The organism is Marinobacter shengliensis, from assembly GCF_030297115.1.
GTDB lineage: Bacteria > Pseudomonadota > Gammaproteobacteria > Pseudomonadales > Oleiphilaceae > Marinobacter > Marinobacter shengliensis.
Map to the genome: position 1 here is coordinate 598,416 of NZ_AP028062.1, position 25,611 is coordinate 624,026.

At 60.1% G+C, this 25,611-nt stretch carries 20 protein-coding genes; 13 read left to right on the forward strand and 7 right to left on the reverse strand.

What is annotated here, in order from left to right:
- Window positions 1–131: 131 nt before the first annotated feature.
- The 3 genes from rho (at window position 132) to QUE75_RS02750 (ending at window position 4,110) form a co-directional block, all read left to right on the forward strand.
- Window positions 132–1,394, forward strand: a complete 1,263-nt coding sequence (gene rho / locus QUE75_RS02740) for a transcription termination factor Rho (RefSeq protein WP_058091947.1) — start codon at window positions 132–134, stop codon at window positions 1,392–1,394.
- A gap of 222 nt (window positions 1,395–1,616) precedes the next feature.
- Entirely contained in the window at window positions 1,617–3,104 is a 1,488-nt protein-coding gene (gene ubiD, locus QUE75_RS02745) for a 4-hydroxy-3-polyprenylbenzoate decarboxylase (RefSeq protein WP_061332514.1), read from the forward strand.
- 13 nt (window positions 3,105–3,117) lie between these two features.
- A complete protein-coding gene (locus QUE75_RS02750; protein WP_286253469.1) occupies window positions 3,118–4,110 on the forward strand; it encodes a 2Fe-2S iron-sulfur cluster-binding protein in 993 nt (330 codons plus the stop codon).
- 61 nt (window positions 4,111–4,171) lie between these two features.
- On the opposite strand, the gene QUE75_RS02755 is transcribed toward QUE75_RS02750, so the two are convergent.
- From QUE75_RS02755 to QUE75_RS02780, 6 genes are all read right to left on the reverse strand, one after another.
- Window positions 4,172–5,413 carry a heme biosynthesis HemY N-terminal domain-containing protein gene (locus tag QUE75_RS02755; RefSeq protein ID WP_061332516.1) on the reverse strand — a complete coding sequence of 414 codons (1,242 nt, stop codon included), beginning with the start codon at window positions 5,411–5,413 and terminating at the stop codon, window positions 4,172–4,174.
- The gene (locus QUE75_RS02760) at window positions 5,410–6,522 is read right to left on the reverse strand and encodes a uroporphyrinogen-III C-methyltransferase (RefSeq protein WP_286253472.1); all 1,113 of its coding nucleotides are present in this window, start codon (window positions 6,520–6,522) and stop codon (window positions 5,410–5,412) included. The genes QUE75_RS02755 and QUE75_RS02760 overlap by 4 nt, the downstream gene beginning before the upstream one ends.
- Window positions 6,509–7,348 (reverse strand): uroporphyrinogen-III synthase, encoded by an 840-nt coding sequence (locus QUE75_RS02765; RefSeq protein WP_286253474.1) that lies wholly within the window; start codon window positions 7,346–7,348, stop codon window positions 6,509–6,511. Before QUE75_RS02765 ends, QUE75_RS02760 begins: the two co-directional genes overlap by 14 nt.
- Window positions 7,329–8,270: a hydroxymethylbilane synthase gene (gene hemC, locus QUE75_RS02770; RefSeq protein ID WP_061332518.1), complete on the reverse strand. Its 942-nt coding sequence runs from the start codon at window positions 8,268–8,270 to the stop codon at window positions 7,329–7,331. Before hemC ends, QUE75_RS02765 begins: the two co-directional genes overlap by 20 nt.
- Before the next feature lie 85 nt (window positions 8,271–8,355).
- On the reverse strand, window positions 8,356–9,111 hold the full coding sequence (locus tag QUE75_RS02775; RefSeq protein WP_061332519.1) for a LytR/AlgR family response regulator transcription factor: 756 nt from the start codon (window positions 9,109–9,111) through the stop codon (window positions 8,356–8,358).
- Window positions 9,112–9,141: 30 nt separating this feature from the next.
- Window positions 9,142–10,230, reverse strand: coding sequence for a sensor histidine kinase (locus QUE75_RS02780; protein ID WP_396631684.1), 1,089 nt, complete (start codon window positions 10,228–10,230; stop codon window positions 9,142–9,144).
- Between the two features lie 59 nt (window positions 10,231–10,289).
- Between QUE75_RS02780 and argH the strand changes: the two genes are divergently transcribed.
- From argH to QUE75_RS02795, 3 genes are all read left to right on the forward strand, one after another.
- Window positions 10,290–11,705, forward strand: coding sequence for an argininosuccinate lyase (gene argH / locus QUE75_RS02785; protein ID WP_106694422.1), 1,416 nt, complete (start codon window positions 10,290–10,292; stop codon window positions 11,703–11,705).
- A gap of 150 nt (window positions 11,706–11,855) precedes the next feature.
- A complete protein-coding gene (locus QUE75_RS02790) occupies window positions 11,856–13,943 on the forward strand; it encodes a T6SS phospholipase effector Tle1-like catalytic domain-containing protein (RefSeq protein WP_286253480.1) in 2,088 nt (695 codons plus the stop codon).
- Window positions 13,940–14,545: a DUF2931 family protein gene (locus tag QUE75_RS02795; protein WP_318036579.1), complete on the forward strand. Its 606-nt coding sequence runs from the start codon at window positions 13,940–13,942 to the stop codon at window positions 14,543–14,545. Before QUE75_RS02790 ends, QUE75_RS02795 begins: the two co-directional genes overlap by 4 nt.
- Before the next feature lie 18 nt (window positions 14,546–14,563).
- Here QUE75_RS02795 and QUE75_RS02800 read toward each other — a convergent pair whose 3' ends face one another.
- Window positions 14,564–17,005, reverse strand: coding sequence for an EAL domain-containing protein (locus QUE75_RS02800; protein WP_286253482.1), 2,442 nt, complete (start codon window positions 17,003–17,005; stop codon window positions 14,564–14,566).
- A 139-nt stretch (window positions 17,006–17,144) separates the two neighbouring features.
- On the opposite strand from QUE75_RS02800, the gene QUE75_RS02805 reads away from it, so the two are divergent.
- The 7 genes from QUE75_RS02805 (at window position 17,145) to QUE75_RS02835 (ending at window position 25,605) form a co-directional block, all read left to right on the forward strand.
- On the forward strand, window positions 17,145–19,994 hold the full coding sequence (locus tag QUE75_RS02805) for a class I adenylate cyclase (protein ID WP_286253483.1): 2,850 nt from the start codon (window positions 17,145–17,147) through the stop codon (window positions 19,992–19,994).
- 72 nt (window positions 19,995–20,066) lie between these two features.
- On the forward strand, window positions 20,067–20,237 hold the full coding sequence (gene lptM, locus QUE75_RS02810) for an LPS translocon maturation chaperone LptM (RefSeq protein ID WP_138436827.1): 171 nt from the start codon (window positions 20,067–20,069) through the stop codon (window positions 20,235–20,237).
- Window positions 20,238–20,281: 44 nt separating this feature from the next.
- Window positions 20,282–21,532: a diaminopimelate decarboxylase gene (gene lysA / locus QUE75_RS02815; RefSeq protein WP_106694427.1), complete on the forward strand. Its 1,251-nt coding sequence runs from the start codon at window positions 20,282–20,284 to the stop codon at window positions 21,530–21,532.
- 14 nt (window positions 21,533–21,546) lie between these two features.
- Complete coding sequence (gene dapF / locus QUE75_RS02820; protein WP_106694528.1) at window positions 21,547–22,461, forward strand: diaminopimelate epimerase; 915 nt, start codon at window positions 21,547–21,549, stop codon at window positions 22,459–22,461.
- A 17-nt stretch (window positions 22,462–22,478) separates the two neighbouring features.
- Entirely contained in the window at window positions 22,479–23,231 is a 753-nt protein-coding gene (locus QUE75_RS02825; protein ID WP_061332525.1) for a DUF484 family protein, read from the forward strand.
- A 35-nt stretch (window positions 23,232–23,266) separates the two neighbouring features.
- Window positions 23,267–24,199 (forward strand): tyrosine recombinase XerC, encoded by a 933-nt coding sequence (gene xerC / locus QUE75_RS02830; protein ID WP_106694529.1) that lies wholly within the window; start codon window positions 23,267–23,269, stop codon window positions 24,197–24,199.
- Window positions 24,200–24,210: 11 nt separating this feature from the next.
- The gene (locus tag QUE75_RS02835) at window positions 24,211–25,605 is read left to right on the forward strand and encodes a GGDEF domain-containing protein (RefSeq protein WP_072678636.1); all 1,395 of its coding nucleotides are present in this window, start codon (window positions 24,211–24,213) and stop codon (window positions 25,603–25,605) included.
- Window positions 25,606–25,611 lie beyond the last annotated feature (6 nt).

Below are 25,611 nucleotides of genomic sequence, written 5' to 3' on the forward strand. Positions count from 1 at the left end.
ATCCGGCTTCCATCTGCACCGGTTGCTCCATCTAGCCAGCACCATGTTTCAGCTTTTTTGATCAATGCGTTCAGGGGCACCCCTGTCATTCCAACAGTCGTTTACTTCCATTCCTGACAATCCTACAAATTATGAATCTTACTGAACTCAAGCAGAAATCTGTGCCCGAATTGCTCGATATCGCGCAAGAAATGGGCCTGGACAACCTGGCTCGCTCGCGCAAACAGGATGTTATCTTCACCATCCTGAAGAAACACGCCAAGAGCGGCGAAGACATCTACGGCGACGGCGTACTGGAAATTCTGCAGGACGGTTTCGGCTTCCTTCGCTCCGGCGACGCCTCCTACCTGGCCGGCCCGGACGATATCTATGTTTCCCCCAGCCAGATTCGCCGTTTCAACCTGCGTACCGGCGATACCGTCTCCGGTAAAATTCGTCCTCCCAAGGATGGTGAGCGTTACTTCGCCCTGCTGAAAGTTAACGAGATTAACTTCGACAAGCCGGACAACGCCCGCAACAAGATTCTGTTTGAAAACCTGACCCCGTTGTTCCCCCAGGAGCGATTGACCCTGGAAGTGGGCAACGGCAGTACCGAAGACCTTTCGTCTCGGGTACTCGACCTGGTAGCCCCGATCGGTAAAGGCCAGCGTGGCCTGATTGTGTCCCCGCCCAAGGCTGGTAAAACGCTGCTGATGCAGGGCATCGCCCAGTCCATCGCCCGCAACAACCCGGAATGTCACCTGATGGTGCTGCTGATTGACGAGCGCCCGGAAGAAGTGACTGAAATGCAGCGCACCGTGCGCGGCGAGGTTGTAGCCTCCACCTTCGATGAGCCGCCGGCCCGTCACGTGCAGGTAGCGGAAATGGTGATCGAAAAGGCCAAGCGCCTGGTCGAGCACAAGAAAGATGTCATCATCCTGCTGGACTCCATCACCCGCCTGGCCCGCGCCTACAATACGGTGATTCCGTCTTCCGGCAAGGTGCTCACCGGTGGTGTTGACGCCCATGCCCTGGAAAAGCCCAAACGCTTCTTCGGTGCGGCCCGGAATGTGGAAGAGGGCGGCAGCCTGACCATCCTGGCGACCGCGCTGGTGGATACCGGTTCCAAGATGGACGAGGTTATCTACGAGGAGTTCAAGGGCACCGGTAACATGGAAGTGCACCTGGACCGCAAGATTGCCGAGAAGCGTGTCTACCCGGCCATCAACATCCGTCGCTCCGGCACCCGCCGTGAAGACCTGCTGATGAGCGAGGCAGACATCCAGCGCGTGTGGATTCTGCGCAAGCTGCTGCACTCCATGGACGACGACACCGGTGCACTGGAGTTCCTGCTCGACAAACTGCGTGACACCAAGACCAACGACGAGTTCTTCCAGTCCATGAAGCGTCGTTGATACTGGTTTCTATGCGCGTCTGATCTTGGGGCGTCCCCCCCAAAGTTCAAAGAACAAGGCCGGGAGAGGGAGTCAAAACCATCAGGAAAACCACCGTTTTCCGTTTTGACTCCCTCTCCCGGCCTTGTTCAAACTCCGAACTAAAAAATGAAAAGGCTAAATACAGGGCAGTCCGGTTAAGCCCAAACTCCGTAGTACCGTAGACCAGAAACGGAGCACACCATGAAATACAGCGACCTCAGAGACTTCATCAGCCAGCTGGAAAAGCTGGGTGAGCTGAAACGCATCAGCGTAGAAGTCGACCCCCACCTGGAAATGACCGAAATCTGCGACCGCACACTGCGGGCCGGTGGGCCGGCGTTGTTGTTTGAAAACCCGAAAGGCTACGACATGCCCGTGTTGGCCAACCTGTTTGGCACTCCCAAACGGGTGGCGCTGGGGATGGGGCAGGAAGACGTGGCGGCATTGCGGGAGGTTGGCAAACTGCTGGCGTTCCTGAAAGAGCCGGATCCCCCCAAGGGCTTCAGGGATGCCATCGAAAAACTGCCGATCTTCAAACAGGTGATGCGCATGAGCCCGAAAGTGCTCCGCTCGGCGCCCTGCCAGGACGTAGTGATCGACAAGGACCAGGTCGACCTGTACCAGATTCCGGTACAGCACTGCTGGCCCGGTGACGCCGGCCCGTTGGTAACCTGGCCGCTGGTAATCACCCGTGGGCCCAATAAAGAGCGCCAGAACCTGGGAATCTATCGGCAGCAGGTGATTGGTCGCAACCGGTTAATCATGCGCTGGCTCAGCCATCGGGGCGGGGCGTTGGACTATCAGGAATTCCGCCGGGCCAACCCGGACAAACCCTATCCGGTGGCGGTGGCCCTGGGCGCGGACCCGGCAACCATTCTCGGCGCTGTTACCCCGGTGCCGGATTCGTTGTCCGAGTACGCCTTCGCCGGGTTGTTACGGGGTGCCCGTACCGAGCTGGTCAAGGCTGGCCTGAGTGATTTGCAGGTACCGGCCAGCGCCGAGATCGTGCTGGAAGGGTTTATCTACCCGGACGACATGGCTCCGGAGGGCCCCTTCGGCGACCATACCGGTTATTACAACGAGGTGGACCATTTCCCGGTGTTCACCGTGGAGCGAATCACGCACCGCCGTGACCCGATTTACCACAGCACCTACACCGGTCGCCCGCCCGATGAGCCGGCGGTGCTCGGGGTGGCGTTGAACGAAGTGTTTATTCCGATCCTGCAGAAGCAGTTTCCGGAGATTGTGGATTTCTACCTGCCTCCGGAAGGCTGCTCCTATCGGCTGGCCATCGTTACCATGAAAAAACAGTACCCGGGCCATGCCAAACGGGTGATGATGGGCGTATGGTCGTTCCTGCGGCAGTTTATGTACACCAAGTTCGTGATTGTCACCGATGACGATGTGAATGCCCGCAGCTGGGAAGATGTGATCTGGGCCATGACCACTCGGATGGACCCGGTTCGGGACACCACGATGGTGGAGAATACACCGATCGACTATCTCGACTTCGCCTCGCCGGTGTCTGGCCTGGGTTCAAAAATGGGCCTTGATGCCACCAACAAATGGCCCGGTGAGACCGATCGGGAGTGGGGCACCGCGATCACCATGACCGATGAGGTCAAGCAGCGGGTGGACGACCTGTGGGACAGCCTCGGCATTGAAATTCCCGCCGCCCGCCCCGATTGACAGGAGCAGCCGGATGCATCGGATTCGGCTTAAGCCATCCGGCCTGAGTTTTCAGGTGGCAGACGATACGGACTTGCTGCTGGCCGCTGCTGAATCCGGGATTCAGGTGCCGGCCGCCTGCAGAAATGGCGTTTGTGAAATCTGTGAGGCCCGGCTGGTGTCCGGTCAGGCCCTGAATACCCGTAATCAGAAACTAATCACGGTTGGTGAGCGTTTAATGATGTGTCGAACTTTGGCGCTGACTGACCTGAAACTGGAGATACCCGCCGTTATGGCATCAGGAAATCATCAACCCCGGCAATACCTGGCAAAAGTGGTGGATGTGCGCTCCATCAGTCACGATGTGTATCGGGTTGAATTGCAGTTGCCGAAGCGCCGCGAGGTGGCTTTTCACGCCGGCCAGTACCTGTCGGTGAACCTTCCAGGTGCCGAGCCCTGCTATTTTTCAATTGCCAGCAGTCCGTCGGCCGCCAATATCGAGTTGCACATCCAGGCCTCGCCAGACTGGGTGTCTGCCCAGAAGGTGATTGATACCCTGACCTCAGGGCAGGATGTTACCGTGGAGTTGCCTCACGGCAAGGCGTGCCTGGCTGCCGCGCCGGACAAACCGGTGCTGATGGTGGCGGCAGGCACCGGTTTTGCACAGATGAAAAGCCTGTGCGAATTCCTGCAGGAAACCCGGTTCCAGCACCCGGTCAAGTTGTACTGGGGGGTGCGCAAGCACGAGGATATGTACCTGCGGTCGCTGGCCCAGCAATGGCATGACGACTGGCCACCGTTCAGCTTCTTCCCGGTGGTCGGTGACGACGAGGACAACGATTGGGGTGGCCATCACGATCAGTTGGTGGGTGCCGTGCTGGCATCCGGGGCAGACTGGCAAAATGTGGAAGTGCATGCCAGTGGCTCGCCAGCCATGGTCTACACCCTGATGGATGCGCTGATGGCTGAAGGGTTACCAAAGCAGGCGTTCTTTTCGGATGTGTTGGAATACGCTCCGCGGGATTGAACGCCGCCATGGTGAACCAAAAAGGCCGGATGGTAACCATCCGGCCTTTTTGGTTCCAGTGTCAGGCCCTTGGCATGGGCAGGTCTGGCAGGCTGTTATCGCTTTCCAGGCCCTGCATCAGCAGCTTGATACTGGCTTCCTCTTCGCCCATGTGAGCATTCAGCCGGCTTAACTCGGCCAGGGTTTCCCGGCTACGGCGCAGGTGCAGGCTGGTCTGGAAATACTCTTTTGCCTTGCCCCAGAGCTCGTTACGCAGGCTGAGGCGGCCCAGGGCCAGTAGCAGCTCCGCATTATTGGGACGGTCTTTCAGCCACTGTTCGGCAATCAGCAGTTGCTCTTCGGGCTGGTTGCCCTTTACCCGCCCATACAGGTTGATGAGCTCATCGCTCCAGTGGTTTCTCAGTACCTTGCGCAACAGGGTTTCGGCCTGGGCTTCGTCACCCAGCCTGGCCAGCAGGCTGGCGTAATCCCGGATGGTGTATTCGTCCCGGCGCACAAAGCCGGGCAGCTCGTCCCATAGCCGGGTCAGCGGTTCCAGAGACGCCTCCGGGTTGTCTTTGCGCAGCTTCTGGGTGTCTTCTGCGGCCCTTTCCAGCAGGTTATGCCATACCTGCCGTTCAAGCTCGTCCAGCTCTTTGCCCGGCAATACATCCCGCTTGCGAAGCTCCGGTATCAAGCGGGACAGCTCACGCCAGTCTTCCAGGCGCAGGTAAGTGTTCTTCAGGAGCTTCAGCACAAACGGATGATGGGGCGACTCCTTGCGAAGGCGCAGCAGGGTGGCCAGGGCTTGCTCCAGCCGATTGCCTGCCAGTTGCAGCTGGGCCTGGGTCAGCCCTACCGCCATGCTGGAGCCAGGGGTGCTGTCATAGGCTTTGCGCAACAGCTCATCCACCGCTTCGTGGTCACCGGTTTCAAAGGCCGCCTGGGCGGCAGCAAGGTAGTTGATCAGCGGTGTGTCGGCTTTGTCTGCCGAGGTGGCCAGCAGCTTGCGGGCCCGTGGCCAGTTGCCCTCGGCTAGTGCCAGCAGGCCCTGGGTGGTGCGGCGCCGGGCCCGGCGTTCGTTGCCCCGGGATACCCAGCCGGCCACCATCCCGGTGCCGTGGCGCAGGTGCCTGAAGGTATTGATCAGAGAAACCGCCAATACCACCAGCAGAATGATCAGCCCGAGGCCCACCCAGAAATTGGTTTCAATCAGATAATGGCCCAGGCTGATGCGAATATAGCCAAGATCGTAGGTCAGCCCCAGGGATAATGCGGTGCCAACCAGCAGCGCGACCAGCAGGAGCAGCAGAAGCCGGATCATGAGCCATTGCCCCCGCGTTCGGTTTCGGGAGCATCATCATTACCGGTCGCCAGCCGACCGGCCAGCCGCTCTTTCAGCAAGCCGAGGGACTGGCTGATATCCGGCAGGGTGGGGTCCACATTGCGGTCTGCCAGTTCCGTCAGCGTATCGGCCAATCCCTGGATGGCCGGATTGGTGGCGTCGTACCAGTCATTGACGGTGGTGATGGCCTTGTTCAGGGCCCGTTCATACAAAGGCTGGTTGCCCCGAAGCACGGCCATCTCCGCCTCTTCCAGCATCAACTGAAGGTTAAGGCGAGCCCAGGCGCTCTGGTCCGGCGACAACAGGGGTTTGACCGGTTCGTCCAGGCGACGGACCACGACCACCTGCTTGAGGGTATCGAGGAAACGATTCCAGCCCCGCACAAACATATTGCGGCCATCGGTCGGGGCATTCGGGTCTTCGGTCATCTGGAAGCCGGGGGCCTGATCGTGAATCAGGGCCTGGTCGGTCAGGTCGTGAATGCTGGCAATGGCCGCTTCCAGTTTCAGGTACAATCCGGTGCGGTCGACGCCCTGGATGCCCCGCAGTGACAGAATTTCCCGGGCCAGTTGCTGGCGAACCGGGTAAACCCCGATGTCATCGGATTCCAGCAGAACCTCATCCGCGGATTCCAGGGCAGACAGGGCGCCCCGGATATCTTTCTCAATCAACAGACGCTGGTTGGCGATGCGCAGCAGGTATTCTGCCTCGGCCAGCAGCCAGTCGGTACGGGTACGATTCCCGGCCTCAAGCAGTTCCCGGGCGTTGTGGTCAATCTGTCGCTGCTGGGTGGCGATCAGCTCGCGCTGCGCTGAAAGGTTATTTTCCAGTGACTGAAGGCGCTGGCTCTGCTCGCTGCCACGGCTGCCATAACGGTCTTCCAGTTGTGCCGTATCCTGGCGCAATTCCTGGATCACCAGCATGGTGGTTTGGTGGGTTTGCCATTGTTGCCAGTTCCAGAGCGCCAGAGCCAGGGCAATAATCAGCGCGAGAATGGCAATCAGCCATACTGGCCACAGGCGCACGCGGGCGGGATTGGCCGGATTAACCGGAGCGGGCAGTTGCTTTGTTGTTTCAGTCACGGGCATCCTTACTTGGTTTACCGTTGTCACCGGCCTCCTGCGTCAACCAGGAAGCCACACTGGTCACCAGATCCTGATCAGCCAGGCCATCCGGAACCAGTACGTTCCTGAAGCCGGCCTTGCGGGCCTGCTCCGAGACTCGTTCCGCTGGAACCACCAGCAGCGCATTGTTCAGGGTCGCCAGGAACGCGCTGCTGGCCTCTACCAGATTGTTCAGGGTTTCACCGGAAAGCGCAATAATCACCTCCGGCCGGAACCCAGCGAAATTGTCTTCTAAGTCGTTGGCAGCATAGTACGGCCGGAAGCGTCGGTACAGCGGCAGAACCGTTACACGGGCACCTCGTTGCTCCAGGGTCTGTCGGATCAGCTCGCGGCCGTCTTCTCCCCGTGCCAGTAGCACTTTTTCGTGGTTTAGATTCTGCAATCCCGGTAGGGCCAGCAGGGCTTCACTGGTCCAGCCATTGTCTGGCTTGTTCGGGCTCAGACCGTGGTGGGCGAAAACCGCGGCGGTGCCGGCACCCACGCCATACCACTGGATGCCCATGGGCACCTGGGGCCACCAGTGATCGATCTCATCAAGCAGCACGCTGGCGGCGTAGGGGCTGACGGCAATGATGTGAGCGAAGTGGTCCAGATCCTGAAGGGTCGACCGGCGCTCTGGTGTTGCAGGCAGCGGCTCCCTGGCCATCAGGGGCATCCGGCGAACTTCGGCGCCGGCGGCCTGAAAAGCCTGTGCCAGGCGGCTTGCCTCGGGTTCTGGCCGGCAAATCAGTACGCGCCGGCCCTGCAAGGGCAGGGCCTGGCTATTCCGATCAGCTTGGGGTGTGGCCATAGATCTCAGCCAGTACCTTGTCAGCACCCATAGCCAGCAGCTGCTCCGCCAGTTCACGGCCCAGGCGTTCGCCTTCGGCGCGGGGCGCGCGGCCTTCTACCCGAAAAATCTCGGTGCCGTCGACAGCGCCCACCAGCCCGCGCAGCCACAATGTGTTGTCGTCTTCCAGCAGGGCATAGGCGGCAATGGGAACCTGGCAACCCCCTTCGAGGCGCCGGTTCAGGGCCCTTTCTGCTTTCACCCGGTCAGAAGTATCGTCGTGATTCAGTGGTGCCAGCAATGCCCGCAGCTCGCTGTCATCAAGGCGGCATTCAATACCCAGCGCGCCCTGGCCAACGGCCGGAAGCGAGACAGTATCCGGCATGCAGTAGCGTATCCGGTCGTGGAAGCCCAGGCGCTTGAGGCCGGAGCTGGCCAGAACAATGGCGTCGTATTCGCCGGCATCCAGCTTGGCCAATCGGGTGTTGACGTTGCCTCGCAGCATCTTGATTTCCAGGTCCGGGCGGTTGGCCCTGAGCTGGGTTTCGCGGCGCAGACTTGAGGTGCCAACCACGGCACCCTGGGGCAGTTGGTCCAGATGATCGTACTGATTGCTGATAAACGCATCGGTCGGGTCTTCCCGCTCACAGATAGCCACCAGGCCAAGGCCCTCCGGGAATTCCATGGGCACGTCTTTCATGGAATGCACCGCAAGGTCGGCCCGGCCGTCCAGCATGGCTTCTTCCAGCTCCTTCACAAACAGCCCCTTGCCACCAATCTTGGCCAGGGGCACGTCCAGAATCTTGTCGCCCTGGGTTTTGATCTTCACCAGCTCCACGGTGATGTGATCGTGCAGCCTTTCCAGTTCGGATTTGATGAATTCCGCCTGCCACAACGCCAGGGCGCTGCTGCGGGTTGCAATGCGAAGGGTTCGTGTTGACATGGCACTCACAGTCGTAGGAAAAAATGTGCCCCAAGGTTACCTTGTGGCAGTGAAAAAGTCCCGCCGTAGACGGCCCTGTACCCCGTCAGGGGGAGGGTTGGTGCTCCTGCAACCACTGCCTGACATGGCTGGCATGGCGGCGGCTGACCGGTAGCAGGGTGTCTGAGTCGTTCAGTGCCAGCATACTCTGACCATCGCTGTTGCGCCGCAGGGCCTGGATGAAACGCACGCCGACCAGGGTATGCCGATGAATGCGTAACAGTTTTTCCGGATACGCCTGCTCCAGTTCTTTCAGGGTGTAATCACAGACCGTTTCACCCCGGCTGTGGTGCAGGGTGACGTATTTCTGGTCCGCTTCGCAGTAGCGGATGTCTGTAAGATCAATCAGTTCTGTTCCCCGGTGGGTGCGCACGGCAACCTGTTCGGTGGTCAGGTCGCTGTTGTGGGTCAAGGCCTGGAGCTGAACCCGGTTGACCTTTCCCGCCCGAGCCAAGGCGTCTGCCAGAGCCTCCCGTCGCACCGGTTTGAGCAGGTAGGCGATGGCGCGAACCTCGAACGCCTGGATGGCATAGTGGTCGTAGGCTGTACAGAAAATAACCGCCGGCGGGTTGCTGAGCTGGCTCAGCTGGTGCGCCGCTTCCATGCCGTCCATGCCCGGCATGCGAATGTCCATCAGCAGGATATCCGGTTCCAGCTCGGCCACCTTGCGCAGGGCGTCATTGCCATCGCTCGCTTCACCGCACACCCGGTATTCCGGCAGTTCTTCCACCAGGCGCTGAATGCGCTGCCGGGCCAGGGGTTCGTCGTCTGCGATCAGAATGCGCTGCGGTTGTTGGTTCATGGTGCTCCTGCGGTCGCCTGGTCTGTTTTGTCAGCTTGCTGTCCTTGCGGGCAGCCTGAGGGTAACTGTGTAGATGTTGTGTTGATGGCTGTGTTTAAGAACCGCTGGCTCGCCGAACAAAGCCTGGAGCCTGGCCTGGATGTTAACAAGGGCCACCTGGTTGCCCTGGTGCTGGCGGTTGCTGGACTCCGGTTTCGGGTTCTGGACCATCAAGTATACAAAATGGCCTTTGCCGTACACTTCGATCCGCACTGTGCCGCCTTCGGGTCTGGGCTGAATGCCGTGGTAGATGGCGTTCTCTACCAGCGGTTGCAAGGTCAGCGGAGGAATGGCCTGTTGCTCGAGGCCCGGCTGTATGTCCCAGTCCAGCTTTAACCGGTCTCCCAGGCGCAGGGCTTCAATGGCCAGATAGCGTTGGCACAGCTCCAGTTCACGGCTGAGTGGTACCAGTTGATCATCGGTGCGCAGGCTGGCCCGGAACAGCTCGGACAGATCCAGCACCGCCTCTTCTGCCTGTTCCGGATTGCTGGCAATCAGGCTGGCAATGGTGTTCATGCTGTTAAACAGGAAATGGGGCTGGATCCTGGCCTGCAGCGACGTCAGCCGGGCCTGCATTTCGGCCTCTCGCTGTTGTTGCCACTGGTCCTGCAGGTAAAAGTAGCGTAACACCATCAGCACGATCAGCAGCGCCACCAACAGTTTCTTGGCAATGCCCTGCCACAGGGCAACCCCCGGCTGCGGGTGCAATACGTTGTCGGCAAACAGGCTGAAAGCCAGCACATCCAGCAGCACAATGACCACAATGGCGAGGGTGGCGCGGGCGACGCTCATTTGCGCCAGCCATGGCCGCAGCAGGCAGATCAGTGCGGCACTGGTGAGGGTGGTCCACTGTACGAACAGGGACAGCAAGCCGAAGTAGTTCCAGTCTATCCAGCCGCGCTCGGCCTGCACGATAGACAACACCAGGACAAAAAGCTCACTGGTGACCAGCAGCAGGAACACCGCCCGCACCCGGCAAAGATCGGGAACGTAGAAGTCGGTGGAGTCCTTCTTGTTGATGCCTTTGTCGGTTACCAGGGGAGTCTCCTTAACCGTGGTCAGAATGCTATACTGCGGCAAATTTTCACTTATCCATTGCCGGCGTGATGATGCCGGGCTGTCAGCAGGAAAGATAGACCATGACGGATCAGAAAAAGTCTGACCAGACCACATCCTCCGAAAAACCCTGGGGTGGCCGCTTCAGCGAGCCCACAGACGCCTTTGTTGAGCGCTTCACTGCGTCGGTCGGTTTTGACCAGCGCCTGTATCACCATGATATTACCGGCTCCATCGCCCATGCCACCATGCTGGCTCAAGTGGGTGTGCTCACTGACGCTGAGCGAGACCAGATTATTGATGGTCTGAAAGGCGTGAAGGAAGACATCGAGGCCGGCCGATTCGAATGGTCTGTCAGCCTTGAAGACGTGCACATGAACATCGAAGCCCGGCTGACCGACCGCATCGGCATTACCGGTAAAAAGCTGCACACCGGCCGCAGCCGTAACGACCAGGTAGCCACCGACATCCGCCTGTACCTGCGGGACGAAATCGACGTGATTGCCGAGGAACTGGCCCGCCTGCAGGCTGGCCTGCTGGATCTGGCCGAGCGTGAAGCGGACACCATTATGCCCGGCTTCACCCACCTGCAGACCGCCCAGCCGGTTACCTTTGGCCACCATTTGCTGGCCTGGTACGAAATGTTGGTGCGTGATGCCGATCGTCTGCAGGATTGCCGCAAGCGGGTGAACGTGATGCCTCTGGGTGCTGCTGCCCTGGCCGGCACCACTTACCCGATTGACCGCAATCTGACCGCCGAACTGCTGGGCTTTGACCGGCCGACTGAAAACAGCCTGGATTCGGTGTCTGACCGGGACTTCGCCATCGAATTCTGCAGCTTTGCCGCGCTGCTGATGACCCACCTGTCCCGGTTCAGTGAAGAGCTGGTGCTGTGGACTTCGGCCCAGTTTGATTTCATCGACCTGCCGGACCGCTTCTGCACCGGGTCCTCCATCATGCCCCAGAAGAAGAACCCGGATGTGCCGGAGCTGGTGCGCGGCAAGACCGGCCGGGTCAATGGTCACCTGATCAGTCTGCTGACCCTGATGAAGAGCCAGCCGCTGGCCTACAACAAGGACAATCAGGAAGACAAAGAGCCGCTGTTCGACACCGTCGATACCATCAAGGGCTGCCTGAAGGCCTACGCCGACATGATTCCGGCGATCGAAGCCAAGGCCGATAACATGCGGGTAGCAGCCAAGCGGGGCTTCTCTACCGCCACCGATCTGGCCGACTACCTGGTCAAGAAAGGCGTGCCTTTCCGGGATGCCCACGAAATCGTCGGCAAATCCGTGGCTTTTGGTGTGGCCGAAAGCCGTGATCTGTCCGAGATGACCCTGGAAGAACTGCAGCAGTTCTCCGACGTAATTGGTGAGGATGTGTTTGACGTGCTGACCCTGGAAGGCTCCGTGCAGGCCCGTGATCACCTGGGCGGCACCGCACCGAACCAGGTGCGTGCGGCGGTGGCCCGCGCCCGGAAGGGGCTAACGCTGGTGTAGAGTCCATGGAGTGTGTCATGGACTGAACTGAACGGTGTAGAAAAGTTATGACAAAACCGTAAAGTGCGGTTTTGTCATAAACATGAAATATCGGCTAGGATTGCCGATTCATTTTTACCCGTCTTCTACCGTCAACAAGGAATGCTGACGATGAGCTTCATGAAACTGGTCAGGCCCTCGGAGCTGAGAGCCTGTGATCTTCCCCTCGTTGAAACCCCCTTTTTCGCCGCCGATAAGGCCAGGCGCCTGGTTAAAGAGAACAACCATGTTCGTTCAAACATGCACTCGTTATTCAGGCACCACTACCGTGACCGAGGCAACATAGCCGAGACTGTCCACCGGGCAGTGAAAGACGGTGAGCTGATGTTGGTCTGTGAAGGCTGGGATGGCCCCTTCTCCCCCATGGTGACCTGGCAGCCAGACAACAGCTCGCCTGCCGGGGGGCGGTGGCGGGTAAATGATAGCTGGATATACACATCTTCTGCGATTGAGAGCGCGGTGGCGCAACTGAACGAATGCGGCGTGACCCCCGATCAGTTGCGCCAATCCGACCCCTGGGGGGTGGGGGCGCTGGAAGTGAATATGTTCTCGACGCACTACCGGCAGTGTCAGCGTCAGGAGCAGGCGGCTCAGGGCAGCGAAGATGACCACCGGCTGAGCCTGCCCTTAGGGGCTTCCGCGTTGGTGGCTCCCGTTCTGATGTCCGAAGGCGCCAAGGAGGACTCCTCCCGGGAACCTTCTCCCAAGATTCATCTGGAAGTTGGCCTGTTTACCGACGGCACCATGAACAATGCGGCCAATACCCATGCTTTTGGTGAGCAGCTGGAGCAGGAATGCCTGATTCCCTATGAGGGCAACACCATTAGCCGTGAAGAGTGTGAGCGGCGGATGGGCCTGATGTTGGGTGACAGTTATGCCAATGCCCCCAGCAATGTGGCTAAGTTATGGGATTTGTACGTTGAAGAGAAAAAAGAGGATAAGGGCATCATTACCTATTGGCGAAAAATTTACGCCCCTGGGGCGGGCACCAAGACCGGTGGTGATGATGTGTTGTACAGCGCAGCCACCGGCATGGGGGAGGCGGGCGTTATCGCACAGGTGACAGGAGCATTCACCAGACTGACCCGAGAGGTGAAAAGAATCCTGCAAACGGTCTCCACTGATCAGAGGAATAAACCCATTGAGCGGTTGACCATTGATCTATTTGGTTTCAGCCGGGGTGCGGCGGCGGCCCGCCACGCTGCGCATGAGATTAATCAGGGGGAGAACGGTCTGCTGGCCCGGATACTGGCTGACAGCGGTATCCTCTGGCCGGAGATGGTAGAGATTCGTTTCGTGGGGCTGTTCGACTCCGTGGCCGCCATTGTTAACCCGGCCGCCGGCGATTTATTGGCCCATAACAGCCGCAATCACCCGGTGAAGCTTTACCTGGATCCGGACAAGGTGGACCATGCGGTGCACCTGACTGCCGCACATGAGCACCGCAGGAACTTTGCTCTGAACAGTCTGCAAAGCCGCGACGGCAGCTTGCCGGCCAACTTCCGGGAAATCTCCTTGCCGGGCGTTCATTCCGATATTGGCGGTGGTTACGGTGACAGCCAACGAGAGGACGTGCTGTTAAGCCCCAGGTTGCCGATACCTCGCGACCGGCTGCGCTGGCCGGACAAAACCCTGCAGTGGGACAACCTGGAGGCCAAACGGCAACAGGTAGAGGCCGCAGGCTGGATTGGCCCCGACAACCTGCCGGTACGGCAATCCGAACAATTGCAGGCCTGGCCGAAAGACCTGGGCTCGGAAGGACCAGCCCGGCTGGAAATTGTTACCCGGCGCTATGACCACCCGGCACCGGATGGCCGGGTGGAGCTGGTGTTGCGGATGCTGCGCCAGGTGCGGGGTGACTACTCAAGGGTGCCTCTTCGGTTGATGCACCGATTGGCGGTAGAGCAGGAAGTGCCACTGAGAGAAGTTGATCCCACTGATGAGACCGTGTCGATACAGGATGAGCTTGAACCTATCCTGCAGCAAATACTGGAACAGGTTGAGCAAGGGAACGACGCCCCCTCACTGACCACTGAACACGAGCACCTGTTGCTCCAGCGCTATATCCATTACTCCGCTCACTACAACGGCATCGAAACCCTGGTGGCGGGAACACCTGCGAAGTTAGAGGGGTTGCATCCCCACGCACCGGGGCTCTCCGGGGAGCGCCTGGCTTATCCACAGACAGAGGGCGAATGATGATTCAGAGAATTCTGGCCATGGGCATCGTGGCCATCGCCCTGTTGGGCAGCGGGTGTTCAGCGTGGTCTAAGGCAGACGACATAAACTGGTACATCGACATAGCCGCCCCCAAGCACTACGAAGTGTGGGTGACCGATATGTTTCTGGAGAAGTCGGGCGAGCGGAGCTGGCGTCAGCCCATCGGCACCGTGGGGTGCTGCTGGAAGGGGCCCCATGGTCCAACTGGAGCTGGGGCTAGAGTTGCCCCCTTCCCGGAACTGATTCTGGTCAACTGGTTTTCCTTTGCGGAGCAGAGATATTACACCAAGATCATTCAGGTGCCGGAAGACCTGCTAGACCGAATGCGGGAGCCGGCCACCTATGTCACGCAGGTTGATGTGCGCTCAGGCCCCCGGGATACCATGACCATTGGCCTGGCCCCCGGCGGCACCGTGGTGGTGTGGATTTCGAACCAGATTGGCAATGAGATTGAGGTGATGCGCATGCAGGCCACGGAGGTGCCGGGCGCCCCCTCCCGATTCACGGAACGCACAAAAGGCTATCTCGAACGTAACGGTGATTACCTCAGGGAACATGGCATCCCGATGGAGGGCTGGTAGGCAGCTCCCGGCAACCGCTTACCCGCCTATGCGGCCGGTGCTGAGTTCTACCTCCGCTGGTTTGAGCTCTTCCAGCGGCCGCGGCCGTGACAAACGGTAACCCTGGCCAAAGTGAATGCCCAGGGTTCGGACTTTCCTGAGGGTTTCATCGTTCTCGATAAAGGTGGCGACGGTTTCCTTGCCGGCGGTTTCGGCAATCCGATGCAGGGCATCCACCATGATCTGCTGCACCGGATCACGTTCCAGATCGTTCATGATGCGCCGGTCCAGTTTGATGATATCCACCGGCAGGTTGGCGGCCAGGCTGTAGCTTTCCACGGATGCCCCCGCCCCTTCCAGGGCAACCCGGCACCCCGCCCGGTGCAGGGCGTCACATAATACGGCTACCTCATCCGGATACTGGGTGGCGTGGGATTCCCGGATCTCCAGGCAGAAACAATGGGCCTGGAACGGGGTCAGGCGCACCTGTTGTTCCATGAAATCAGCAAAGGTGTCATCCAGAATGGTGGCCAGCGACAGGTTGAAGCCGCAGTACTTCAGCCTTGGCTCCAACAGTCGATGCTGGCTCAGCCACTGGAGAGTCTGTCGGATAACCTGGCGGTCCAGGCGCTTGGCCAGGTCAAACCGTTCTGCTACTGGCAGGAACTGCTCCGGCAGCAGGGGCGAGTCGTCGCCTGTACCCGGAATCCGGCACAGGATTTCAATGTGGTCACCCCAGGTGACGCTGGCCACCGGCTTGAGGGATTGAAACTCCAGAATCAGCTGGCCGTTATCCAGGGCCTGATGCAGCTGGTCAAGCTGGCGGTCGGTGCCCCGATTGGCCAACTCGCCGGGCAAGGCCTGGGTGGTGTGGATACGGTTGCGCCCGGAGGTCTTGGCGGTATGGCACAGGTCGGCGGCCTGGGTCAGTAGTTGTTCAGGCTGGAGCGGAGCGTCGGTTCCGAGAATCAGCAGGCCGCCACTGGCGGTGGTCTGTAACTGTCTGCCCTGCCATTCAAACTGGAACTGGGCAATCTGCTCCCGGATTTCCTCGGCAATCTTGCGGGCCCTGGGTTCGGGGCAGTTCTCTATGAACAGAGCAAAGGTGTCACCGGACAGCCGGGCCAGGGCGTCCCGCTGGCGCACCCGCAGCCCGAGCATACCGGCCAATTCACGCAGGTACCGATCGCAGGTGCCACTGCCGGCCTGTTCGTTGAACTGTTCAAAACTGTCCAGGTCGAGCAGCAGCAAGCCGTCCATCGACTGGCGTTTGCGCTTATGCTTCATGGCCCGTTCCAGATGCTCGACAAAGGAGCGCCGGTTCATCAATCCGGTCACCGGGTCATGGCGCATCCGGTAGTCGCCGCTGCCGCTGTGCTGGACACGATTGCTGATGTCTTTGGCAACATGGACGGCACCGACCACCTCGCCTTGCAGGCCCTGAATATTCTGGAAATGAAATTCGTAGACTGGCAGGCCTTCGCCCTGGCGGTTCAGGGGCATCTCGGCCACGAAGTGCTCCCGGTCAAAGGCCCGTTGCCACAGGCGCTCAATCATGCGCCGTTCGTTGGTGAAGTCGGCAAGCAGGGTTTTAAGGTTGTCGCCGGGCCTTGGTTCGGCGCCAAAGGCGTTTCGGAACTGTTCTGCCCAGGGAGCGTTGAAATGCAACAGGTTCAGGCTGGTGTCGACAGCGACCACGAGGTCTGGCGTGGCGCTGGCGGTTGCTTCCAGAATCCTCTGGGCCTGCTGCCGGGCGTGGTCATGTAGCATGGCTTCACTGTGGTTGACCATCACGCCACCGAGCTTCTGGATCCGGCCGCCGCTTTTCAGGGCGCGGCCCGACAGGATGACTCGTTGCAGACGTTGCCGGCTGGTCAGTACCGACAGCTCCATACTGAACGGCCGGCCCGTGCGCATGCAGCGGCGGAACAGGGCGCGCACGCGGTTCTGGCCGACCTGGCAGTAGAACAAGGCCTGCTCGGGTGACAATTCCGTCCCGGGGCGCAACTCCAGCAAACGGTACATGCCCTCAGACCAGCTGATCTCATTGGAGGTCATATCCAGCTCCCAGAGCCCGAAACCCGCGCCTTGTTCTGCCAGTCGTAACAGGCGGCTGTCCATGTCGCCGCTGTCTTTCAGGGAAATGGTGGCGTTGGCGGCCTGGTCTGAATCGCGCATTTCCATGCGCAAGCCCAGAATGGCGGTAAAAAAGAAGCCATCCTTGTGGCGGAAGGTCACCAGCACGGTCTGGCCGTTGTCCAGATGGTGTCGGTGGGCCGGGGCAAAGGGATCGTCCTGCCGGGAGGCGAGAATGCGTTGCACCGGTTGCCTGATCAACGCCCCGGCGTCGTAGCCGAACATGGCCTCGGCATGGCGGTCGACGTGGGCGATTCGGCCATCGTCGTCCACCCGCAGCAGGGTTGGCTGAATGACAGGTCCGGACAGATCCGGCCGATAACGTTGAATAATGAATTCTTTCACAGCGCAGGTGCCTCTTCAGGAGGTGCCGGTTCCGGTGTGTGCCGAAAACGGGTCATCCTTTTATTTTTTTACCGGTTTTGCCACGATTCATTCATCATACTGACTATCTGACCGAAAATAACCACTTGCCGGAGCCCTCTTGACCGTTCTCGCACCGCCCATCGTTCTCGACTTTGAGAACGGCATCGACCGAAAAACCCTGCGGCGGCTGCGGGACCGGTTTCTGTTGGTCAATCGTCAGCGCTGGGAACGGGCGTGTTCCGCCCTGACTTACCGGCAGCAGGTGGTGCTTGAACTGTTACCGCTGGCGTTTCATCTGAATCATCCCGCTTTGCCGGGCTATCTTGATGGCAGCTGCCCCCAGGGCCTGGCCGGCTATACGCCGGGTAACGATGTGCTGAATTCCGCGCGCCGTTATGCCCGAAGTTTCAGTGTTCGCGATCAAGGGCTTCGCAAGGCCGATCTCGACAGTCTGTTCCTGATGGGCAGTCCCGGCACCCTTGGGCACTCGGTTGCCAGTGATCTGGATGCCTGGCTTTGTCATCGGGATGATCTGTCTGAACAGGGCATCCGCAGCCTGGAGCGCAAGGCCGAAAAGCTGTCGCAATGGGCGGCAACGCTGGGCGTTGAGCTCCACGTGTTTGTCTTCTCGGCCGCTGACTGGCGGGCCGGCCGGCAGCGGGCCGAGGTCACCGGAGAGAACTGTGGCAGTGCCCAGCACTTTCTGTTGCTGGATGAATTCTACCGGACCAGCATCCATCTGGCTGGGCGCTATCCGCTCTGGTGGCTGATCCCGTCGGAGGCCGAGGCGGACTACGGGGAATGTCGCCGGCGTTTGCTGGAGTGCCGGTTCATCAAGGCCAGCGAGTACATTGATTTTGGCGCTGTGCCGTCGATTCCGGATGAGGAGTTCCCCGGCGCCGGTATCTGGCAACTCTATAAAGGCATTGATGCTCCCTGGAAGGCCATTCTCAAGTTGTTTCTGATTGAGTGTTACGCCACCGATACCGCCCAGCCGTTATTGTCCGCCAGCTTCAAACAGGCGGTGTATCAGGGGCAAACCAGTGCCGATGTTCTGGACCCCTACGTCATGCTGTATCAGCGCCTGGAGCAATGGCTGTTAACCAGTGGTGCTCCGGAGCGCCTCGACCTGGTGCGCCGGAGCCTGTACCTGAAGGCGGGTTTGCCGCTCACCCGGGCCGGAATGGCCGGGGACCAATGGCGAATCGATCTGCTACGACAGCTAGTGCAGCAGTGGGAATGGGGCGAAGACCGCCTCAGCGCCCTGGACGATCGCCAGCGCTGGCGGGCAGAAGAGGTGACAGGCCTCAGGCGGAACATCGTGGCGGAGCTTACCCACAGTTACCGCCTGTTGTCGCGCATGGCCCGGGAGCAGCACACCCAGGCGGCTATCAGCGCCAATGACATTAACCTGCTGGGCCGCAAACTCTACGCCGCTTTTCAGCGCAAGGCGGGCAAGATCGAACTGGTTAACCCTGGTCTGGTGCCGTCGCTGGCGGAGGAAAACCTGTCTTTTCACCACCAGTCCGAACAGGGCGGGGAAGGTGATGGGTGGTTGCTGTACCGGGATCTTGAAGATCCCTCCGACGCCTTCTGGCAACCGGTGATCCGCCGCGCAGGCAATCTGGCGGAGCTGTTGGTTTGGTGTTACTGCAACGGCTTGTTGCATCGCTCCACCCGGCTCAATGTCCGGGCGGGCAAGAGTGTTGCCTCGGTGGCCGAACTGAAAGACATTGTGGAGGTGTTGTCGGGCTTTCTGCCTATGCCCATGTCTCCGGCGCCCAGAGAGGCGCTATCCCGAGGTGTGCGCCCGCTGAAAAACCTGTTGCTGATTAATGTGGCGGTGGACCCGCAAGCCCACCTGACCGAACGTGGGCTACACAAGCTCAGTGCCCGTTCAGACTCACTGGGGTTCAGCGGTGGGCGCGATAACCTGGTGCTGACCATTGATCAGATTACCCTGAACAGCTGGCATGAGATCAGTCTGCAGCACTATGCCGCCGGAGATACCCTGATCCAGTGCCTGAAAAACGTGTTGGCTCAGGTGGCCATGAACCCGGCCGAGCTGCCGGAAATCCGCGTGGCGGCCCCCAGTCGGGGGCATGGCAGCGCCATTGCACGCCGGGTGCGGGAGTTGTTCGGAGATGTGTTACGCCAGTTCTTTGCCGGCGGCACCGGGCCGCACCCCTTGCGTTACATCATCGAGATGGATCATCGCTATTTCCTGCTGCAGTTCAGCGGCCGGGAACCGGGGTTTGTCGCCCTGGACAGTCGTGAAGCTCTGCTGGCAGCGCTGTTGCAGCCGCAGGATGAGTACCTGCCAATAGTGCCGGACCGCCATGCCCTGCGGGACGAGCCGGTGCTAAAGGCGGTCTGCGCCGCGTCCGAAGCTGGCAATATTCAGGTGTTCTGGTTGCTTCAGGGTGACCGTGGCCAGCTCTGGGTTGTCGATGAGCATGGCAGTTTGTGGGCCCGTTCGGTCCGGGCAGGGCATCGCAACCACCTGCTTGGTCCGTTAATGCGCTTCCTGGAGAACCTGGTGGAACGGCGCCTGTTGCGTCAGGCAGATAACCTGGACCCGGCGGGCGGTATCCGTTGCTATGAAATGGTACGCCGCGACGGCCGCTGGATTGCTGAACTCCGGCCCTATCAGGGCACCACGGTGCCACTTTCGGGCCTGGAGGTTCAGGCCGTCGGTGTTCAGCAGGGCGACAGCACACTGCGGTTCGATATTTACTGCAACGATCAGGAGTTCAGTGTGCAGGAATACGGGGACCGTCTGATTCCCGCCGTCGCACACTACATCCGTTCGCTGCGCCAAAGTGGTGAATCTTATCCGGTGTATCTCACCGACCTGCACCTGCCCCATGATCTGGACCCGCAGTTGTATCAACGGGATATCCAGACCGGTCAGTCACTGTATTACCGTACCAGGCTGGAAGACGCCCTCAACCGTTATCTGCCGTAAGCCATCGGGTCCCTCGCGATCAGGGGCGGGTGTCGGGTATACTTCGGCCATTATTCACTCAGGGGTATGGGTATGCAGGTTGGACCATCTCGCCGGCCGTGGGCGCTCTCGATGCTGTTGTTGCTGCTGCTTGCCGGTTGTGGCCAGAAGGGGCCACTGTACCGGGACGTGCCGCAGGCAGACCCGGCCCGGTCCGGTCAGGTCGATGAGCGCGCCGACACCGATGAGTCGCCGGAACGCTGAGCGGCCAACCCTGGCAGTAACCCATCCAGATAGTCAGGATCAACATGGATCATTTCAATTACCGCAATGGCGAACTGTACGCCGAAGATGTTCCGGTGGCGTCAATCGCTGAGCGATTTGGCACCCCGGCTTACGTATATTCCCGGGCCACCCTCGAGCGTCACTATCGGGCCTACGACAGCGCCCTGAATGGCCGCCCGCACCTGGTGTGCTATGCCGTGAAGGCCAACAGCAACCTAGCGGTGCTCAATGTGCTGGCGCGACTTGGCGCCGGTTTTGATATTGTCTCTGCCGGTGAGCTGGAGCGGGTGCTGCGCGCCGGTGGCGATGCCGCCAGGGTGGTGTTCTCCGGCGTTGGCAAACAGGAATGGGAAATGAAGCGGGCGCTGGAAGTGGGCGTGCGCTGTTTCAACGTTGAATCTGACACCGAGCTGGACCGCCTGAACAAAGTGGCCGGAGAGTTGGGCGTGAGGGCACCGGTATCGCTTCGGGTGAACCCGGATGTCGATGCCGGCACCCATCCCTACATTTCCACCGGACTGAAGGAAAACAAGTTTGGTATCGATATCGCCGAGGCCCCTCAGGTTTACGCCCGTGCCGCAGCGTTACCAAACCTGGATGTCCATGGAGTGGACTGTCACATTGGTTCCCAGCTGACGTCAGTCTCTCCGTTTCTGGATGCCCTGGACCGGGTGTTGGTGCTGATCGATACTCTGGCGGACCAGGGCATTCATATCCGCCATCTGGACATGGGGGGGGGCCTGGGCGTGACCTACAATCAGGAACAGCCCCCGCAGCCAGCGGATTACGTCAAGGCATTGGCCGAGCGACTGGGTGATCGGGAGCTGGAACTGATCATGGAACCGGGCCGCTCCATTGCCGCCAACGCCGGTATATTGCTGACCCGCGTGGAGTTTCTGAAGTGCACCGAGCATCGTAACTTCGCCATTATCGATGCCGCCATGAACGACCTGATCCGCCCGGCACTGTACAGCGCCTGGCAGGCCATCATCCCGGTACAGCCCCATCAGGATGGCGAGGAAAAAGCCTGGGATCTGGTCGGGCCGGTGTGCGAAACCGGCGATTTTCTGGGCAAGGATCGTCAACTCCGGCTGAAGGCGGGCGATTTGCTTGCGGTTCGGTCGGCGGGTGCCTACGGTTTCGTTATGGCATCCAATTACAACACCCGTAACCGCCCGCCCGAGTTGATGGTTGACGGCGATCAGGTGCATGTGGTGCGCCGCCGGGAGACCCTGGACGATCAGCTTGGCCCTGAAAGTTGCCTGCCGGAATGAACGGGGAGCAAGAAATGAATCCGCAAAGACGGGGCCAGGGGCCGTTGCTCCGGTTTACCAAGATGCACGGGCTGGGGAACGACTTTATGGTGGTGGATGCCATCAGCCAGCCTTTCCGCCTGCGCCCGGAGTTGATCCGGGAGCTGGCGGACCGGAACTTTGGTATCGGCTTCGACCAGTTGCTGGTGGTGGAGCCGCCGGGCCTGCCTGATGTGGATTTTCGCTATCGTATTTTTAATGCCGATGGTTCGGAAGTGGAGCAGTGCGGCAACGGCGCCCGCTGCTTTGCCCGGTTTGTGCGTGACCAGCGCCTGACCAACAAGCGGGTGATCCGGGTACAGACTGCCAAGGGCGTGATCGAGCTGAAAATCGGCAAGGATGGCCTGGTGATGGTCAATATGGGCGTGCCGGAACTCAATCCGCCCGCCATTCCCTTCGCCGCGGACTGTCAGAAGACCGTGTACACCGTCGATGTTGATGGCCAGAGCGTGGAATTGTCGGCGGTTTCCATGGGCAATCCCCACGGTGTACTGGTGGTGGATGACGTCGACACGGCGCCGGTGGCCACCCTTGGCCCCATGCTGGAGAAGCATCCCCGGTTCCCCGCGCGGGCCAATATCGGATTCCTGCAGATCGTCGACCGGAGCCATGCCCGCTTGCGTGTATTTGAGCGTGGTTCGGGAGAAACCCTGGCCTGTGGCAGTGGCGCCTGTGCTGCGGTGGTGGCCGGCCAGCTGCGAGGCCTGCTGGATACCCGGGTGGAGGTGGAGCTGCGGGGTGGCCCTCTGGTGATCGAATGGCAGGGGAATGGGTCCCCTGTTATGATGGAAGGCCCCGCTAAAACGGTATTTGAAGGGCAGCTTCGTCTGCCGGGCGATCCCCAGCCCCGGCGTCGCAGAAGTTCCCGAACCAATAAAACAAGGTCCTGACGGCTCAGGAGAACACGATGACAGAACAAACGGCCCGCCAGAAGGCCGGCGAACTCACTCGGGAGCAGGTGGCCGATTATCTTCGCGCCAATCCTGATTTTTTTCTTGATCAGGATGAACTGCTGCGCAGCCTGACTCTGCCCCACGACAGTGGCCGGGCCATCTCGCTGGTGGAACGCCAGGTTCATCTGTTCCGTGAGCAGCGTGATACCCTTCGCCGTGAACTGGTGGAGCTGGTATCGATCGCCCGTCATAACGACCGGCTGTTCGAGAAAAGCAAACGGTTGCTGATGCAGGTGATTGAAGCCAGGTCACTCAACGATATAGCCGCCGCCGTCGATGACAGCATCCGCGGCGATTTTGGCCTGGATGCTGCCTCGGTACTGCTGTTCAGCGATTCGGCGCAGCCGGAGAAAGGCGAGGGAGCCCTGCACATCGTCAACTCCGTCCAGGCCCGGGAGCGTCTGGGCTCGTTGCTGGAGGGTGACCGTGCGGTGTGCGGCCAGTTCCGGGAAAGCGAGCGGGAGTTCCTGTTCCCGGACCGGGATGAACCGATTGCCTCGGTGGCCCTGGTACCGCTGCGTCACGAGGGACTGGTTGGCGTATTTGCTGTCGGCAGCTGCGAGCAGGGTTATTTTGATCAGAGCATGGGGTCGCTGTTTCTCAGCTATATCAGCGATACCCTGAGCCGGCTGCTGCCCCCCATGCTTGATCGTTATCGCACAGATGCCCCGGTGTCTGGCCTGGCTGTGGAGAGCGGCCAGGGGTGACCGGGCTGGCGACGGACACCCGACCACCCGAGGCGATGGCCGCCCCGGTGGTTGCGTTTGTCCGGCATCTCGCCACCGAAAAGCGCCATTCCCCCCGTACCTGTGATCACTATCAACGAGACCTTGATCGCCTGGTCGCCTGGCTGATCGAAGTTGACATCCCGGCCTGGTCAGAGCTGACGATTCACGACATCCGCCGCTACGTGGCCCGGCTGAGCAGAGACGGTTTAAGCGGCCGGAGCATTGCCAGGCACCTGTCCGCCATTCGGCGTTTCTATCAGTTCCTGCTTCGGGAAGGGCTTGCCCGGGACAACCCCGCTCTGGACGTCCGGGCCCCCAAGAGCGGTCGCCGGTTACCGAAGGTGGCAGACGTTGACCAGATCAGCCAGCTGCTGGACATCAATCCGGACGACCCCCTGGAAATCCGCGACCTGGCCATGTTCGAGCTGATGTACTCTTCGGGCCTCCGATTGGCAGAACTGGCCAGCCTGAGCCTGCCCGCCCTGGACCTGAAAGGCCGGGAGGTGCGTGTTCTGGGTAAAGGTAACAAGGAGCGCATTCTGCCGGTCGGCGGCAAAGCCGTCGCGGCCCTGAACCAATGGCTGGCGCACCGAACAGCTATGGCAAACGAGGGCGAAACCGCGGTATTCGTCAGCCAGCGGGGTGGTCGCCTGAGCCAGCGCAGTATCCAGGCCCGCCTGGCCCGCTGGGGCATGGTGCAGGGTGCCGACCAGCGCTTGCATCCGCACCTGCTACGGCACTCCTTTGCCAGCCATATGTTGGAGTCCAGCGGCGACCTGCGTGCGGTGCAGGAACTGCTTGGTCATGCGGACATCGCCACCACACAGGTCTATACTCATCTGGACTTTCAGCATCTTGCCCGGGTGTACGATCAAAGTCATCCCCGGGCGCGTCGACGTTCGACCAACCATATCAACCGCAACGACAATGATCATACCGGTTCTTGAGGGAGTGTTTCATGGCATCTGAGGAGTCCTGGAAGGATAAGTATCTTCGGGAACTGGACGAGGCAGAGCAGCGCGAAAAACAGTGGTTAGCCGAGCGCAATGTGCTTGAGCGCATGTTGGTGCGAACCAGCCTGGCCTCGGAAGGCCAGACTCCGGAACTTGATAACCTGCTCAATCGCCTGAGATCCGACCTGCGCAAACAAAAGTTCGATATCGATGCCTGGAAAACCCTGCAGGATCAGATTGACAAAGCCATTACCCGTCTTGATGAAGCCGAGCCAAAGGGCCCAGAGGCCGACACACAGGCCGTCGCGCCGGAGGAGCCGACGGGAAGTGAGCATGATATCGCCGAAGAGGGGCATCGGCTCAGAATCGCCCGCCGTGTGGGCCAGTTGTTGGGGCTGTTGTTGAATCAGGTCAGCCTGGAACCAGAGGTGGAGTCGCAGGCCAGGACGCTTCAGCAAACCCTGTTATCGAGCAACGACTGGGAGGTCCTTAGGGAAGGCCTGAATCAGGTGGCTGAACTGGTGATTGAGGCGGTTACCCGCAGCCAGCGAGAGTTCGAGACTTTCCTCAAACGGCTGGACGAGCGCCTGGAAACCCTGCGTCAGCACTTTTCGGAACAGTCCGATGCCTACGCTTCCAGACACGATGATACCGCAACGCTGGACCGGGAAATCCGGTCGGAGCTGAGCAAAGTATCCGAGGATATTCAACATAGTCAGGACTTGCAGAGCCTCAAGCAGTCTGTGAGCCAGCGACTGGAGTTCATCGGTGGTGCTCTGGAACGATTCTGCACGCGGGATGCCGAGCGGGAGGAAATGCTGGCGCAGCAACTCAATGCCATGCAGGAGAAGGTCGCCGCCATGGAGGCTCATTCCGAGCAGATGCAGGCGCAGGTTCGCCGGGAGCGGGAGCGCGCGATGACCGACCTGCTTACCCAGCTGCCCAACCGGGAAGCCTGGCAGGAGCGGCTGTCATTCGAATACAACCGCTGGCAGCGTTACCGACACCCGCTCAGTGTGTCGGTGATTGATATTGACCTGTTCAAGAAAATCAACGATTCCTTTGGCCATAAAGCCGGTGACCGGGTACTGCAATTGGTGGCACGGGAGATGAAAAGCCGCCTGCGCAGCACGGATTTCATCGCCCGGTTTGGTGGTGAGGAGTTCGTGTTGCTGTTACCGGAGACCGGGCTGGAGGCTGCCCGGGACGTGGTAGAGCAGTTTCGTGAGCATGTCGGCAAACTGCCATTCCATTTTGGCGGCAAGCCGGTATCAATCACCTTTTCTGCCGGCGTGTCAGAGTTCCGGGATGGTGATGCCGAAGATACCGTGTTTGATCGTGCCGACCGGGCCCTGTATCAGGCCAAAGATGCCGGCCGCAATCAGGTCATGGTGGACTGACGGCGC

Excerpts from the sequence above, each read along its gene's own strand:
- hemC (WP_061332518.1), bottom strand. The coding sequence starts at position 8,270 with ATGTCAACACGAACCCTTCGCATTGCAACCCGCAGCAGCGCCCTGGCG.
- QUE75_RS02790 (WP_286253480.1), top strand. The coding sequence starts at position 11,856 with ATGAGCTTCATGAAACTGGTCAGGCCCTCGGAGCTGAGAGCCTGTGAT.
- argH (WP_106694422.1), top strand. The coding sequence starts at position 10,290 with ATGACGGATCAGAAAAAGTCTGACCAGACCACATCCTCCGAAAAACCC.
- QUE75_RS02750 (WP_286253469.1), top strand. The coding sequence starts at position 3,118 with ATGCATCGGATTCGGCTTAAGCCATCCGGCCTGAGTTTTCAGGTGGCA.
- rho (WP_058091947.1), top strand. The coding sequence starts at position 132 with ATGAATCTTACTGAACTCAAGCAGAAATCTGTGCCCGAATTGCTCGAT.
- lysA (WP_106694427.1), top strand. The coding sequence starts at position 20,282 with ATGGATCATTTCAATTACCGCAATGGCGAACTGTACGCCGAAGATGTT.
- lptM (WP_138436827.1), top strand. The coding sequence starts at position 20,067 with ATGCAGGTTGGACCATCTCGCCGGCCGTGGGCGCTCTCGATGCTGTTG.
- dapF (WP_106694528.1), top strand. The coding sequence starts at position 21,547 with ATGAATCCGCAAAGACGGGGCCAGGGGCCGTTGCTCCGGTTTACCAAG.
- QUE75_RS02760 (WP_286253472.1), bottom strand. The coding sequence starts at position 6,522 with ATGCCCGTGACTGAAACAACAAAGCAACTGCCCGCTCCGGTTAATCCG.
- QUE75_RS02765 (WP_286253474.1), bottom strand. The coding sequence starts at position 7,348 with ATGGCCACACCCCAAGCTGATCGGAATAGCCAGGCCCTGCCCTTGCAG.
- ubiD (WP_061332514.1), top strand. The coding sequence starts at position 1,617 with ATGAAATACAGCGACCTCAGAGACTTCATCAGCCAGCTGGAAAAGCTG.
- QUE75_RS02775 (WP_061332519.1), bottom strand. The coding sequence starts at position 9,111 with ATGAACCAACAACCGCAGCGCATTCTGATCGCAGACGACGAACCCCTG.
- QUE75_RS02835 (WP_072678636.1), top strand. The coding sequence starts at position 24,211 with ATGGCATCTGAGGAGTCCTGGAAGGATAAGTATCTTCGGGAACTGGAC.
- QUE75_RS02795 (WP_318036579.1), top strand. The coding sequence starts at position 13,940 with ATGATGATTCAGAGAATTCTGGCCATGGGCATCGTGGCCATCGCCCTG.
- QUE75_RS02825 (WP_061332525.1), top strand. The coding sequence starts at position 22,479 with ATGACAGAACAAACGGCCCGCCAGAAGGCCGGCGAACTCACTCGGGAG.
- xerC (WP_106694529.1), top strand. The coding sequence starts at position 23,267 with ATGGCCGCCCCGGTGGTTGCGTTTGTCCGGCATCTCGCCACCGAAAAG.
- QUE75_RS02755 (WP_061332516.1), bottom strand. The coding sequence starts at position 5,413 with ATGATCCGGCTTCTGCTGCTCCTGCTGGTCGCGCTGCTGGTTGGCACC.